Raw genomic sequence first — 13389 nt, 5'->3', positions numbered from 1 at the left:
CGCACGCGCGTGTGCGTGGCGGTCAGTCCCGCTCGCACACGAAGATCGCCGACCCCGGGATCAGGTTCCCGCGCAGCGGCGACCAGCCGCCCCACTCCGAGGTGTTCCAGGACGGCCACTCCGGCTCGACCAGGTCCACCAGGCGGAAACCCGCGGCGACGACGTCCCGGACGCGGTCGCCGATGGTCCTGTGGTGCTCGACGTACACCGCGCTGCCGTCCTCGGCCTGCTCGACGTACGGCGTCCGGTCGAAGTACGAGGCGGAGACGGTCAGCCCCTCCGGGCCGGGCTCGTCCGGGAACGCCCAGCGGATCGGGTGGGTGACCGAGAAGACGAAGCGCCCGCCCGGCCGCAGCACCCGGCGCACCTCCGACAGGACCAGTACCGGGTCCGCCACGAACGGCATCGCCCCGTAGGCCGAGCACGCCAGGTCGAAGGAGGCGTCCGCGAAGGGCAGCGCACCGGCGTCCGCGCAGATGAGGGGAAACGATCCGCCGATGCGCAGCGCGTGCTGGAGCTGGCGGTGGGAGAGGTCCAGGGCGACCGGGCGGGCCCCCTGCTCGGCCAGCCAGCGCGAGCACTGGGCCGCGCCGGCGCCGATCTCCAGGACGTCCTTGCCCTTCAGCTCCTCGGGCGGGCCGAGCAGCTCGGCCTCCACCTCGTCCAGACCCTCGGGACCCCATACGAAGCGGTTGTCGCCGAGGAACGTGCCGTGCTCGACCTGGTACTCGTCCGCGTTGCGGTCCCACCAGCCCCGGTTGGCCCGGGAGCTCTCCGCGACATCGGCGTCACGCCGGGTGGCCTCGGACTCGGAGTCCGGTGTGACGTGGGAATCGGACGCTACGGGCTCTTGGATGATCGGCTCCCTCGTCGTACTCTTCCCTCCAATCCGTCCCCTCGGGGGTGTCACGGAGGAGGTGTCTCGGGGCCCGGATGGCCTCCAGAGACAGTTCTTGTGCCGGGTATGCGGCGATCCGCCCCGGGTGTGCGCCTTCGCGCATTGACCCTGTCCGGCTGCCCCCGTATGCTACAAGTTGCGCTGCGGGCCTGCGCACCTCAGACGTAGCAGGCTGCGCTCGCATCTGTTGTATGTCCCCTCGGTTTTCGAGGCGCCACCGGCATTTTGCCTGGTGTGGTGCTTCCTTGGCTGTCCGGCTTCTTCAGAGCGATACGGGCTCCCGGCGTAGCAGTACCTACGACTTTCTGTCCGTAACCGGAGCCCTTTCCCACATGACGAGCAGCACCGAGACCACCGCCACCACCCCGCAGGTTGCGGTCAACGACATCGGTAACGAGGAAGCATTCCTCGCCGCGATCGACGAGACGATCAAGTACTTCAACGACGGCGACATCGTCGACGGCGTCATCGTGAAGGTCGACCGGGACGAGGTCCTGCTCGACATCGGTTACAAGACCGAAGGCGTGATCCCGAGCCGCGAACTCTCGATCAAGCACGACGTCGACCCGAACGAGGTCGTCGCCGTCGGCGACGAGATCGAGGCCCTGGTCCTCCAGAAGGAGGACAAGGAAGGCCGCCTCATCCTGTCCAAGAAGCGCGCTCAGTACGAGCGTGCCTGGGGCACGATCGAGAAGATCAAGGAAGAAGACGGCATCGTCACCGGTACCGTCATCGAGGTCGTCAAGGGTGGTCTCATCCTCGACATCGGCCTCCGTGGCTTCCTTCCGGCCTCCCTCGTCGAGATGCGCCGTGTCCGCGACCTCCAGCCCTACGTGGGCAAGGAGCTCGAGGCGAAGATCATCGAGCTGGACAAGAACCGCAACAACGTGGTCCTGTCCCGCCGTGCCTGGCTGGAGCAGACCCAGTCCGAGGTCCGCCAGACGTTCCTCACGACCCTCCAGAAGGGTCAGGTCCGCTCCGGCGTGGTCTCCTCGATCGTCAACTTCGGTGCCTTCGTGGACCTGGGTGGCGTCGACGGTCTGGTTCACGTCTCCGAGCTGTCCTGGAAGCACATCGACCACCCCTCCGAGGTTGTCGAGGTCGGCCAGGAAGTCACCGTCGAGGTCCTCGATGTCGACATGGACCGCGAGCGTGTCTCCCTGTCGCTGAAGGCGACCCAGGAAGACCCGTGGCAGCAGTTCGCCCGGACCCACCAGATCGGCCAGGTCGTGCCCGGCAAGGTCACGAAGCTGGTTCCGTTCGGTGCGTTCGTCCGCGTGGACGAGGGCATCGAGGGTCTGGTCCACATCTCCGAGCTGGCCGAGCGCCACGTGGAGATCCCGGAGCAGGTCGTCCAGGTCAACGACGAGATCTTCGTCAAGGTCATCGACATCGACCTCGAGCGTCGTCGCATCAGCCTCTCGCTGAAGCAGGCCAACGAGGCCTTCGGTGGTGACCCGGCCTCGGTCGAGTTCGACCCGACGCTGTACGGCATGGCCGCGTCGTACGACGACCAGGGCAACTACATCTACCCCGAGGGCTTCGACCCCGAGACCAACGACTGGCTCGAGGGCTTCGAATCCCAGCGTGAGGTGTGGGAGACCCAGTACGCCGAGGCGCAGACCCGCTTCGAGCAGCACCAGCAGCAGGTCATCAAGTCCCGCGAGGCCGACGCCGCTGCTGCGGCCGAGGGCGGCGACGCCGCGGGCGCGGCTCCGGCCGCGGGTGGCAGCGGCGGTGGCGGTTCGTACTCCTCCGAGGGTGCGGACACCTCCGGTGCGCTGGCGTCGGACGAGGCGCTCGCTGCGCTTCGCGAGAAGCTCGCCGGTGGCCAGAGCTGAACGCTCACTGAGCACTAGCTCTTGAACTGAAGGGCCGCACCTTACGAGGTGCGGTCCTTCAGTGTTTTGGCTGCGGGCCGGTGGGGGCTTGTCGCGCAGTTCCGCGCCCCTACGGGGCGCGTGGTCCTCAGCCCTGTCATGAAAAGCCCGTAAGAGGCGGCTGATCAGAGGTCCTCGTGGGAATGCCCCTGCTCCAGGGGGCGTTGCAACGTACGAACACGAGGAGGAGCGGTCACTGTGCTTGATCCGCAAGGTTTGTACGCATGGGAGCCGAAGGGCCTGGCTGTCGTCGACATGGCGCTCGCCCAGGAGTCGGCCGGCCTGGTCATGCTCTACCACTTCGACGGATACATCGACGCGGGCGAGACCGGCGACCAGATCGTCGACCGGCTGCTGGACACGCTGCCCCACCAGATCGTCGCCCGGTTCGACCACGACCGGCTCGTGGACTACCGCGCCCGCCGCCCGCTGCTGACGTTCAAGCGCGACCGGTGGACGGAGTACGAGGAGCCCACCATCGACGTGCGGCTCGTCCAGGACGCCACCGGGGCGCCCTTCCTGCTGCTGTCCGGACCCGAGCCGGACGTGGAGTGGGAACGCTTCGCCGCGGCCGTCCAGCAGATCGTGGAGCGGCTCGGCGTACGCCTGTCCGTGAACTTCCACGGCATCCCGATGGGCGTCCCGCACACCCGCCCCGTCGGCCTCACCCCGCACGGCAACCGCAACGACCTCGTGCCGGGCCACCGCAGCCCCTTCGACGAGGCACAGGTCCCCGGCAGTGCCGAGGCGCTCGTCGAATACCGCCTCATGGAGGCGGGCCACGACGTCCTGGGCGTCGCCGCGCACGTGCCGCACTACATCGCCCGCTCCCCCTACCCGGACGCGGCGCTGACCGTCCTGGAAGCCATCACGGCGGGGACCGGCCTCGTCCTGCCGGGCATCGCACACGCCCTGCGCACCGACGCCCACCGCACCCAGACCGAGATCGACCGCCAGATCCAGGAGGGCGACGAGGACCTGGTCGCGCTCGTCCAGGGCCTCGAGCACCAGTACGACGCGGCGGCGGGCGCCGAGACACGGGGCAACATGCTCGCCGAGCCGGTCGACATTCCCTCGGCGGACGAGATCGGGCTGGAGTTCGAGAAGTTCCTGGCGGAGCGGGAAGGCGACAACTGACCTCCGCCGGGCGCGCTGTCAGCGGCAGGCCCTAAGCTTCCGGTCATGCTGAAGGTTGGCCTGACCGGCGGGATCGGCGCCGGCAAGAGCGAGGTGTCGCGGCTGCTCGTCGAGCACGGGGGCGTGCTGATCGACGCGGACCGAATCGCGCGCGAGGTCGTCGCGCCGGGCACGCCCGGGCTGGCGGCCGTCGTCGAGGCCTTCGGCCGGGACGTGCTCGCCGAGGACGGCGGTCTGGACCGGCCGAAGCTGGGCTCGATCGTGTTCGCCGACCCCGACCAGCTCGCCGTACTGAACGCGATCGTGCACCCGCTGGTCGGCGCCCGCTCCCGCGAGCTGGAGGCGGCAGCCGCCGCGGACGCGGTCGTGATCCACGACGTCCCGCTCCTCGCCGAGAACGCCCTCGCCCCGCTGTACGACCTCGTGATCGTCGTCGACGCGAGCCCCGGGACCCAGCTCGACCGGCTGGTGCGGCTGCGCGGCATGACCGAGGAGGACGCACGCGCGCGGATGGCCGCCCAGGCCACACGCGAGAAGCGCCTGGAGATCGCGGACATCGTCATCGACAACGACGTACCCCTCGACGACCTGCGGCGACGCGTCACGGACGTATGGGCCGATCTCGCACGAAGAGCCCGCGCCTCGCACGGCTCGTCCCGGCAGCCCCAGGAATAGCGGGCCCCGGTCCGGGCGTTGAACCCTTCCAGTGAGGGAAGGACTCTGCCGTGCCCCAGACCAGCGGTTCGACCGGACGTACCCCGGAGACGCATGTCATCGACTTCCGCGCCGCCGAGCAACTGCTCGCCGCACGGGACCCGCAGGGCGCGGTGAAACTGCTCGACCAGGTCATCGCCGCGCACCCCGAGAACACCGCCGCCCGCCTGCTGCGCGCGCGTGCCTTCTTCGCGGCCGCGCAACTGCGTCCCGCGGAGCTGGAGTTCACGATCGTGCTGGAGCGCGAGCCGGACAACGCGTTCGCGCACTTCGCGCTCGCCCGCACCTACGAGCGGCAGGCCCGCCCCGACCAGGCCAAACGCCACTTCCGGCTGGCCGCCGCACTCGACCCGAACCCGCAGTACCTGAAGGCGGCCCGGTTCGAGTCGTGAGCCCGCCCTACGGGCGCCGGCGCCGGTTCTCCGGCGGCCGGTACGGCGGGATGTCCGGGCCCGGCTGGTAGTGCGGGCCCTGGCGGATGTGCCGGACGATCAACGTCAGATCCACGGTGATCACCAGCCACAGCACTCCACAGGCGATGGCCCAGCCAGGACGTCCCGCGAGGGCGAACGCCGCTGTGCCGAAGACCGCCCAGACCAGCCCCCACACGCTCAGCCAGAAGCGCGTGCGCAGCGCACTGCGCGCGGTCGTCGGCTCACTGCCCGTACGCATCGGGATCACCACTCCTTCTTGAAACGTACTCTTCGGTGCGACGTTCACCAAAGGCTCCGAGCAGGGGGAGGACCATGTGCTTCCGGATACCGACGAGCTGGCCGAGGTGCTTCTGGACCTCGCGGTACCCCACCAGGACATCAATGAACTGATCGCGTCGCGCCGGACGCTGACGGCGGACTCCGGGGCGCTGCGGCTCCTGGCGGAGTGCACCGAGGAACTGGTCCGCGACATCGGGAAGATCGTCGAGTACGGCGACGGAGTCCAGCTGGGCGAACGGGTCGCCGAGGCGCCGGCGGCGCTGCGCCGCTTCTTCGCCGCGTACGTGTGCGTCGCGGCGCTTCCGCACACGCGCGCGTACCACCGCGCACTCGGCATCCCCGCGGACGTCTCCCGGCGCACCCTCGCCGACCTCGGGCGGAACATGGTCGTCCACCGCCGACGGCACGGCAGGGCAGGGGTGCAGTCCCCGCAGTGGCTCACGCTCCATTTCCGCGGCGAGCTGTACCAGCTGGGGCGGTTGCAGTTCCAGCGGACGAACCTCTGGACGGGCGCCGCGTCGGTGCTCACGCGGGCCGGGTTCGACGGGGCTCCGGGCACGCCCTGCCTGGACATCCACATCCCCGAGTTCCTCGGTCCGCTGACCCCGGCGGCCTGCGACCGGTCCGTGGCGCTCGCCCGGGAGTTCTTCGCCCTGCACCATCCCGAGGCGCCGTATCGGGCGGCGATGTGCCATTCCTGGCTGCTCGACCCGCAGTTGAAGCGCTATCTGAGCGCCGACTCCAACATCGTCCGGTTCCAGGAACGGTTCCGGATCGCCCGCCGGGGCGGCGAGCCTGCCGACACGGAACCGGTCCAGTTCGTGTTCGGGGACCCGGAGCTGGCGGTGGCGGGGCTCCCGCGGCGCACGTCGCTGGAGCGGGCCGTGGGGGACCACCTGCGGGCGGGTGGGCACTGGTACATGGGGCACGGCTGGTTTCCGTTGTGACGCAGGGCCGGGCGGCCGGTAACCGGTAGGTCCGCTGTCGACGGAGATCTGCTGTCGATGGAGGGCTGCTGTCGCTCGGACGGGTGAATCCGTGCGAGGGGGGAACGGGCGTGCGGAGGTGGGCCGTTGGACGGGCATGGAGCTGAGAATGCGTGAGGGGTACGAGGGGACCGGGCCCGGTGCGATCACTCCCGACGGCTGTGCGGTGGAGCTGTACGCACGGCTGCCGGTGAGGGACGAGCCGGACATCATCGCCGCGGCCGTGCCGGCGGGGGCGCACATCCTGGAGCTGGGCTGCGGAGTGGGACGGATGACCCATCCGCTCCTGGAGCGGGGCTTCACGGTGACCGCGGTGGACGAGTCGCCGCAGATGCTGGAGCGCGTCCGCGGGGCCCGCACGATATGCGGCCCGGTCGAAGAGCTCGACCTGGGCGAGACGTTCGACGTGGTCATGCTCGCGTCGTTCCTGGTGCACGCCGGGGACATCGAGGTGCGGCAGGGATTGCTCCGCGCCTGCGCGCGGCATGTCGGGGAGGGCGGGTGCGTGCTGATCCAGCGGGAGGGCGCGGACTACCACACCGACCTGCCGCGCGAACGGGTCGATCCCAGCGGCTTCACCGTCCGGATGGTGTCGGCGGAACCGGTCGGGGACGGGGTGAACTCGGTGCGCGCGGAGTACGAGTTCCCGGACGCGGTGTGGACCCAGACGTTCCTGGCACGTCCACTGACGAAGGAACAGTTCGAGGAGGCGCTGGGAGAGGCGGGTCTCGCGGTGGACAAGTACCTGACGGAGGACGGGACATGGGTGAGGGCGGTGCGGGTGGACTAGATCGCGAAATCGGCCCTCGGGCGGCGATGAGTTTCGGAGTGGGCCGCGGTCTACCTCTTTGACAGCAGCACGGACCGCTTCCCACAGGAGACCCCGATGTCCGAGACCACCCTCCCCGTCACCGCCACCACCACCGCGTCCGCTCAGTCCGGCACCGTCGTCGCCGAGTCCGCGACCCCGCGCGGACGCCGCGCCCGGATCGCTCTGCGCACCCTCCAGGTGGTGCTCGCCCTCTTCTACGCCGTCGCGAGCGCCCTGCCCAAGCTGATCGCCCACCCCTCGGCCTCCGAGGGCTTCGCCGAGATGGGCTGGGGCGACGCCGGGATGTACACCATCGGCGCGCTCGAACTGGCCGGTGCCGTCGCCCTGTTGATCCCGGTGCTGCAGTCGGTGTCCGCGATGGCGCTGAGCGCCCTCATGGTGGGCGCGTTCGTCGTCCAGGTCTCCGTCTTCGACGGGGAGAACGCCGCGACCCCGCTCATCCTGATCGTGCCGCTCGCCCTCATCGCCTGGGCCCGGCGGGACCAGAACGCGCGGCTGCTGGAACTGGTACGCCGGCGCGCCTGACCCCCGCTATGCGACGACGCACGGTGAGGTCGGGTATCAGCACCGACGCACAGGGCGGTGGCGTCCGGAGAGCCTCGATGGCTTGTCCCGGACGCCACCGCCGTGTGCGTCGGTGGGGTGTGGTCACTGGCCTCCGGGGCGTCCGCCGGCTCCTCGCAGGCGTTCCATCTCGCGCCGGTCCCGTTTGGTGGGGCGGCCCGCCCCGCGGTCGCGGATGCCGGCGGGGGCGACGGCCTCGCGGGGCGGGGGCGGGGGGCTGTTGTCGACGTAGCACTGGACGGCGACCGGGGCGCCGACCCGCTTGCGGATGAGGCGCTTGACGATCACGATCCGCTCGCGGCCCTCGTGGACCAGGCGTACCTCGTCGCCGACACGGAGGGAGTGGGCGGGCTTGACCCGGTCGCCGTTGACCCGTACGTGGCCGCCCTTGCAGGCGGTGGCTCCGGCAGAACGGGTCTTGACCAGGCGTACGGACCAGATCCAGCTGTCGACGCGGACGGTCTCGCCGTTCTGCGGCCCGGCGGCCTCGGCGGCGGCCACCGCTGCGGCGACCTTCGGATCGACGGCCACGGCCGCCTTCGCGTCTCCGCCGGCCGCGCCGTCGCCGTCGCCTTCGGCGGAGGAGCCCTCCGCGCCGGGGGCAAGGCGCCCGGGCGCCTCGGACTCCGTCCCCGGCACGGTGGTCCGAGCCCGGCGGTTCGTGTCCGCAGCCTCACCCACACCGTCATCAGCACGTTCAGCAGCCATGCCCCGACGATAGTCGCCGCGCACAGCAGACCCGACGGGATTTCCACGGGGAGCCCGCTTCCCGAGCGGCTCGTGCGGCCGCTGCTCGCACGCGGGGCGGCCTGGACACCGTCGTACGGTTGAGGCGTGGACCCTCTCGCTGAGCTCGACCGGCGCATCGCGGACTGCCGTGCCTGTCCCCGGCTGGTCGACTGGCGCGAGGAGGTGGCCCGTACCAAGCGGGCGGCCTTCGCCGACCAGACGTACTGGGGCCGTGCCGTGCCCGGCTTCGGACCGCCCGACGCCCGCCTGCTGATCGTCGGCCTCGCGCCGGCCGCGCACGGCGGCAACCGCACCGGCCGTATGTTCACCGGCGACCGCTCCGGAGACGTGCTGTACCAGGCGCTGTACGACCTCGGCCTCGCCTCCCAACCCACCGCGGTCAGCGCGGACGACGGCCTGGAACTGCGCGGTGTCCGCGTCACCTCGCCCGTCCACTGCGCCCCGCCCGCCAACAAGCCCACGCCGGGGGAGCGGGACACCTGTCGCCCCTGGCTGGTCCAGGAGCTGAGGCTGCTGCGGCCGACCCTGCGGTCCGTGGTCGTGCTCGGCGGTTTCGGCTGGCAGGCCACGCTGCCCGCGCTGACGGAGGCGGGGTGGGACGTGCCCCGCCCGCGGCCCGTGTTCGGGCACGGGGTGCGGGTGCCGCTCGACGGGATCGACCTCTTCGGGTGCTTCCACGTCAGCCAGCGCAACACCTTCACCGGCCGGCTGACCCCGGAGATGCTGCGGGAGGTACTGCGTTCGGCGGCAGGTCTCACTTGAGGGGACCGGTCCGCCGCACGCGGGTTAGGGTCGCCGGATGCCTCTCTACCCGGACATCGAACCGTACGACCACGGCATGCTCGACGTCGGTGACGGCAACCGCGTCTACTGGGAGACCTGCGGGAACCCGCGGGGCAAGCCCGCGGTGGTGCTGCACGGCGGGCCGGGATCCGGCAGCGGACCGTACTTCCGGCGGCTCTTCGACCCGGACGCGTACCGGATCGTGCTGCTCGACCAGCGGGGCGCCGGGCGTTCGACGCCGCCCGCGAGCGCGTACGACACCGACATGAGCGTCAATACGATGCCGCACCTCATCGCCGACCTGGAGCTGCTGCGGCAGCACCTCGGGATCGAGCGGTGGCTGGTGTGGGGCGTGTCGTTCGGTTCGGTGCTGGGGCTGCGGTACGCGCAGACGCATCCGGCGGCCGTGAGCGAGCTGGTGCTGACGGGGGTCGCGACCGGGTCGGACGCCGAAGTCGCCCTGCTGACCAGGGGACTCGGGCAGATCTTTCCGGCGGCCTTCGAGCGGTTCGTCGGCGAGGTGCCCCTCCTCGAACGGTCCGGGAACCTCGCCGCCGCCTACAACCGGCTCGTCGAGTCGCCCGATCCCGAGGTGCGGGCGCGGGCGGCGCGGGCCTGGACCGACTGGGAGACGGCGACCATTCCGGCGCCGCCGAGGTCGGTCGAGCGCTTCGAGAACCCGGAGTTCCGGATGGGTTTCACCCGCACGGTCACCCACTACTGGGGCAACGGCCACTTCCTGGGCGCGGACGAGGCGGTACTGCGCGACGCGCCTCTGCTGAAGGGCATCCCGGGCACGCTCGTGCAGGGCAGCCTCGACTTCGGAAACCTGGCCGGGATCGTCTGGCGGCTCCATCACGCCTGGCCGGGCAGTGAGTTGGTGGTGATCGACGAGGTCGGGCACAACGCCGGGGCGCCCGGGGTGGCCGAGGCGATGGTGGCGGCGACGGACAAGTACGCCGGTCGGGGGGAGAGTTCGGCCGGGTGAACTCGGTGAGGTGAGTCCGGCTAGGCGAGTTCGGCGTCCTCGCCGAACAGTTGGCGGACCGTCGACTCGTAGTTGGTCCGTACGTGCGCGAGCGCATGCGCGCGGGCCCGCTCCGGGTCGCCGGACGCGATGGCCTCGTACAACTCCCGGTGTTCGACGAGGAGTTGGGGCCACTCCTCGTTCCGTCGGGTCATCCAGCGCAGCCTGCCCGCGACCGGTTCGAGGGCCTGTGTCAGCAGGCTGTTCCCGGCCATGGACACGATCCGGTCGTGCAGCCGGCTGTTGATGTCCGTGATCGTCTCCGCGTCGCCCGCCTCGGTCGCGGTGGCCGCCTGGTCGAGGAGCTGCTCGACCTCGGCCAGATCCTGCGGGGTCGCGCGGGCCGCGGCCAGGGCGGCTGCGTACACCTCCAACGCCTCACGCAGCTCGAAGAGTTCCTTGACGTCCTTCGGGGTCAGCCGGCGTACGACGGTGCGGCGGGGGGTCTCGAAGTGGACGAAGCCCTCGGTCACCAGTGCCCGGATCGCCTCGCGGACCGGCACCCGGGAGACTCCGAAGCGCTCTGCCAGCTCCCGCTCGACCAGTCTGTCGCCCGGCCGCAGATGGCCCGCGATGATCTCCTGCCGCAGTGTGGCCAGGACACGCTCACGGACGGCGCCCAGGGGTTCGATCTTCGTCGTGGAGCTCATGGAGCAATCTTCGCCGACTCCGGAGGTGTTTTACGGAGCGTTAACGAACGCGACATCGGTCGGAACGCTTGACGGGAGGACTATGACCGCAGTTTGGTATACCAAAGCTGGTGCCAGGCTACCGCCGCCCTCCTTCCTCCCCGTCCCTGGAGGCCCCCGTGTCCCTCGCCGACCACGCCGAAGCCACCGGCGCGCCAGCGTTCGTCCCCGACCCCCGGCTCACCAACGAAGACCTCGCGCCCGCGGGCAAGCGGAACTGGAAGGTCTTCGACCTCTTCGCCATGTGGATGTCCGACGTCCACAACCTGGGCAACTACACGTTCGCGGCGGGCCTGCTCGTCCTCGGCATGAACGTGTGGCAGGTCTTCACCTCCCTGCTCGTCGGCTTCGTGATCATCTACATCGGCATGAACTGGATGGGGAAGATCGGCCAGCGCCACGGCGTGCCCTTCCCCGTCGTCAGCCGCATCAGCTTCGGCGTGTGGGGCGCGAACATCCCGGCGCTGATCAGGGCCGTCATCGCCATCATGTGGTACGGCATCCAGACCTACCTGGCCTCCGTCGCGGTCAACGTGATGCTGCTGGCCGCCTGGCCGGGCCTGGAGTCCTGGACGCACAGCTCCTTCCTCGGCCTGGACGCGCTCGGCTGGGTCTCGTTCCTCTCCCTGTGGCTCGTCCAGGCGCTGATCATCAGCCAGGGCATGGAGTCGGTGCGCAAGTTCCAGGACTTCTGCGGACCGGCGATCTGGCTGGTGATGATCGCGCTGGCGATCTGGGTCCTGTCCAAGGCCGGCTGGACCATCTCGCTCACCTCGACCCCGCACCCGGTCCCGGTCGGTGAGCAGTGGCGGCAGTGGTTCGGCGCGATCGGCCTGATCCTCGCCACCTACGGCACGCTGATGCTCAACTTCTGCGACTTCTCGCGCTTCGCGCCGGACTATCGCACGGTGCGGCGTGGCAACTTCTGGGGCCTGCCCATCAACTCCACGGCCTTCGTGGTGGTTTCCGTCATCGTCACCGCCGGCTCGCTGGAGGTGTGGGGCGAGGCCATCACCGACCCGGCGGAGCTGGTGGCCAAGGTCGGCAACACCTGGGTCATGGTCCTCGGCGCGCTGACCTTCGCCATCGCCACCATGGGCGTCAACATCGTCGCCAACTTCGTCTCCCCGGCGTACGACCTCGCCAACGTCTGGCCGCAGAAGATCACCTTCAGGGTCGGCGGCATGATCAGCACGGTGGCGGCGCTGCTCGTGACCCCCTGGAACCTCTTCTCCAACCCGACCGTCGTCAACTACTTCCTCGGCGGACTCGGCGCCTTCCTCGGCCCGCTGTTCGGCGTGATCATGCTCGACTACTACTGGGTCAAGAAGGGCCGCGTGGACGTGAACGAACTGTTCGACGCCACGCCCGGCTCCCGCTACTACTACCGCAAGGGCGTCAACCCCAAGGCCCTGTGGGCGTTCCTTCCGGCGGCGGGGGTCGCGGCGGTGCTCGCGCTGGTGAAGACGTTCAGCGATGTGGCGCCGTACTCCTGGTTCATCGGCACCGCGCTGGCTGCGGGACTGTACGCGCTCCTGTGCCGCAGCGAGCGGACTGCTCCCGAGGCGGCGGGGGTCTGAGCGGAGTGCGGATCGTCGTCACCAACTGCAACACCACGCAGGAGATGACCGAGGAGATCGTACGAGGTGCCCGGGCCGCGGCAGGCCCGGGCACCGCCGTGACCGGGCTGACGCCGGAGTGGGGGCCCGAGTCGGCCGAGGGCTGGCTCGACAGCTACCTCTCGGCGGCCGCGGTGATCGACCTCCTGCGGACATACGAGGGTCCCGCGTACGACGCCGTCGTCATGGCCGGCTTCGGCGAGCACGGGCGCGAAGGCGTCCGGGAGCTGGTGGACGTCCCGGTGGTGGACATCACCGAGGCGGCGGCCCATCTGGCCTGCCTCCTCGGCCGCCGGTACGGGGTCGTCACCACGCTGGAACGCTCCTGCGGCCAGATCGAGGACAGCCTGGAACTGGCGGGCGTGGGCCGCAACTGCGCCGCCGTGATCGGCACGGGACTGAACGTGCTGGACCTCGGGGACGCCGCGCGTACGGAGGCGGCGTTCCTCGCCGGCGCGGAACGGGCCCGTCGGGCCGGTGCCGAGGTGCTGGTGCTGGGCTGCGCCGGGATGACGGGGCTCCAACGGGTGGTGGGGGAGAAGCTCGGGCTGCCGGTGGTCGACGGGGTGGGCGCGGCGGTGAAGCTGGCGGAGTCGCTGGTGGCCCTGGGGCTGCGGACCAGCAAGGCGGGAAGTTATGCGAGGCCGCTGCCCAAGGGGCGGGTCTGGGGGCGGGGAGCGGAGTGACACGGGCGGCGAGGCGGCCTCCACCCGGGTCACCCTGAGAGCGTCCTGGCCTGTCCGGTGCTGTGTCCGGTCGGGGAAGCGCGGCCCACCGGCGGGCCGGTGACGGCCGTC

Annotated in this window: 15 protein-coding genes; 11 read left to right on the top strand and 4 right to left on the bottom strand. The window is 70.4% G+C overall.

The annotated features are described in order from the left end of the window. Positions 1–22: 22 nt before the first annotated feature. Positions 23–910 (bottom strand): class I SAM-dependent methyltransferase, encoded by an 888-nt coding sequence (locus tag OG381_RS14275; RefSeq protein ID WP_327716483.1) that lies wholly within the window; start codon positions 908–910, stop codon positions 23–25. 320 nt (positions 911–1230) lie between these two features. Between OG381_RS14275 and rpsA the strand changes: the two genes are divergently transcribed. The 4 genes from rpsA to OG381_RS14255 all read left to right on the top strand — a co-directional run bounded on the left by rpsA (position 1231) and on the right by OG381_RS14255 (position 5021). After that, positions 1231–2739 (top strand): 30S ribosomal protein S1, encoded by a 1509-nt coding sequence (gene rpsA, locus OG381_RS14270; RefSeq protein WP_327716482.1) that lies wholly within the window; start codon positions 1231–1233, stop codon positions 2737–2739. 237 nt (positions 2740–2976) lie between these two features. After that, a complete protein-coding gene (locus tag OG381_RS14265) occupies positions 2977–3915 on the top strand; it encodes a PAC2 family protein (RefSeq protein WP_327716481.1) in 939 nt (312 codons plus the stop codon). Between the two features lie 45 nt (positions 3916–3960). Next, complete coding sequence (coaE, locus tag OG381_RS14260; protein WP_327716480.1) at positions 3961–4590, top strand: dephospho-CoA kinase; 630 nt, start codon at positions 3961–3963, stop codon at positions 4588–4590. A 50-nt stretch (positions 4591–4640) separates the two neighbouring features. Beyond that, the gene (locus OG381_RS14255; RefSeq protein ID WP_046263552.1) at positions 4641–5021 is read left to right on the top strand and encodes a tetratricopeptide repeat protein; all 381 of its coding nucleotides are present in this window, start codon (positions 4641–4643) and stop codon (positions 5019–5021) included. Between the two features lie 7 nt (positions 5022–5028). On the opposite strand, the gene OG381_RS14250 is transcribed toward OG381_RS14255, so the two are convergent. Then, complete coding sequence (locus OG381_RS14250; protein ID WP_307032129.1) at positions 5029–5301, bottom strand: DUF6343 family protein; 273 nt, start codon at positions 5299–5301, stop codon at positions 5029–5031. Positions 5302–5377: 76 nt separating this feature from the next. Here OG381_RS14250 and OG381_RS14245 point away from each other — a divergent pair, with 76 nt between their 5' ends. The 3 genes from OG381_RS14245 (at position 5378) to OG381_RS14235 (ending at position 7685) form a co-directional block, all read left to right on the top strand. Next, a complete protein-coding gene (locus OG381_RS14245; RefSeq protein ID WP_327716479.1) occupies positions 5378–6289 on the top strand; it encodes an acyltransferase domain-containing protein in 912 nt (303 codons plus the stop codon). Between the two features lie 148 nt (positions 6290–6437). Continuing rightward, the gene (locus tag OG381_RS14240) at positions 6438–7118 is read left to right on the top strand and encodes a class I SAM-dependent methyltransferase (RefSeq protein WP_327716478.1); all 681 of its coding nucleotides are present in this window, start codon (positions 6438–6440) and stop codon (positions 7116–7118) included. Positions 7119–7214: 96 nt separating this feature from the next. After that, positions 7215–7685 carry a DoxX family protein gene (locus OG381_RS14235; RefSeq protein ID WP_327716477.1) on the top strand — a complete coding sequence of 157 codons (471 nt, stop codon included), beginning with the start codon at positions 7215–7217 and terminating at the stop codon, positions 7683–7685. A gap of 123 nt (positions 7686–7808) precedes the next feature. Here the strand turns inward: OG381_RS14235 and OG381_RS14230 are convergent, their stop codons facing one another. Beyond that, on the bottom strand, positions 7809–8432 hold the full coding sequence (locus tag OG381_RS14230; RefSeq protein ID WP_443061893.1) for an RNA-binding S4 domain-containing protein: 624 nt from the start codon (positions 8430–8432) through the stop codon (positions 7809–7811). Positions 8433–8558: 126 nt separating this feature from the next. Here OG381_RS14230 and OG381_RS14225 point away from each other — a divergent pair, with 126 nt between their 5' ends. Together OG381_RS14225 and pip are read left to right on the top strand one after the other, a co-directional pair. Continuing rightward, entirely contained in the window at positions 8559–9236 is a 678-nt protein-coding gene (locus OG381_RS14225; protein ID WP_327716476.1) for a uracil-DNA glycosylase, read from the top strand. Positions 9237–9273: 37 nt separating this feature from the next. Beyond that, positions 9274–10245, top strand: a complete 972-nt coding sequence (gene pip, locus OG381_RS14220; protein WP_327716475.1) for a prolyl aminopeptidase — start codon at positions 9274–9276, stop codon at positions 10243–10245. Positions 10246–10265: 20 nt separating this feature from the next. Here the strand turns inward: pip and OG381_RS14215 are convergent, their stop codons facing one another. Further along, entirely contained in the window at positions 10266–10934 is a 669-nt protein-coding gene (locus OG381_RS14215) for a GntR family transcriptional regulator (RefSeq protein WP_327716474.1), read from the bottom strand. Between the two features lie 158 nt (positions 10935–11092). Here OG381_RS14215 and OG381_RS14210 point away from each other — a divergent pair, with 158 nt between their 5' ends. Together OG381_RS14210 and OG381_RS14205 are read left to right on the top strand one after the other, a co-directional pair. Continuing rightward, positions 11093–12553, top strand: coding sequence for an NCS1 family nucleobase:cation symporter-1 (locus OG381_RS14210; protein WP_327716473.1), 1461 nt, complete (start codon positions 11093–11095; stop codon positions 12551–12553). A 5-nt stretch (positions 12554–12558) separates the two neighbouring features. Continuing rightward, positions 12559–13278, top strand: a complete 720-nt coding sequence (locus OG381_RS14205; RefSeq protein ID WP_327716472.1) for an aspartate/glutamate racemase family protein — start codon at positions 12559–12561, stop codon at positions 13276–13278. Positions 13279–13389: the final 111 nt, after the last annotated feature.

The organism is Streptomyces sp. NBC_00490 (assembly GCF_036013645.1).
Lineage (GTDB): Bacteria > Actinomycetota > Actinomycetes > Streptomycetales > Streptomycetaceae > Streptomyces > Streptomyces canus_F.
Note: the sequence above shows the minus strand (reverse complement) of the source record. Positions and strands in the feature narration are given on the sequence as shown.

Coding starts and splice junctions, on each gene's coding strand:
- pip (WP_327716475.1), top strand. CDS start 9,274: ATGCCTCTCTACCCGGACATCGAACCGTACGACCACGGCATGCTCGAC.
- OG381_RS14250 (WP_307032129.1), bottom strand. CDS start 5,301: ATGCGTACGGGCAGTGAGCCGACGACCGCGCGCAGTGCGCTGCGCACG.
- OG381_RS14230 (WP_443061893.1), bottom strand. CDS start 8,432: ATGGCTGCTGAACGTGCTGATGACGGTGTGGGTGAGGCTGCGGACACG.
- coaE (WP_327716480.1), top strand. CDS start 3,961: ATGCTGAAGGTTGGCCTGACCGGCGGGATCGGCGCCGGCAAGAGCGAG.
- OG381_RS14215 (WP_327716474.1), bottom strand. CDS start 10,934: ATGAGCTCCACGACGAAGATCGAACCCCTGGGCGCCGTCCGTGAGCGT.
- rpsA (WP_327716482.1), top strand. CDS start 1,231: ATGACGAGCAGCACCGAGACCACCGCCACCACCCCGCAGGTTGCGGTC.
- OG381_RS14235 (WP_327716477.1), top strand. CDS start 7,215: ATGTCCGAGACCACCCTCCCCGTCACCGCCACCACCACCGCGTCCGCT.
- OG381_RS14240 (WP_327716478.1), top strand. CDS start 6,438: ATGCGTGAGGGGTACGAGGGGACCGGGCCCGGTGCGATCACTCCCGAC.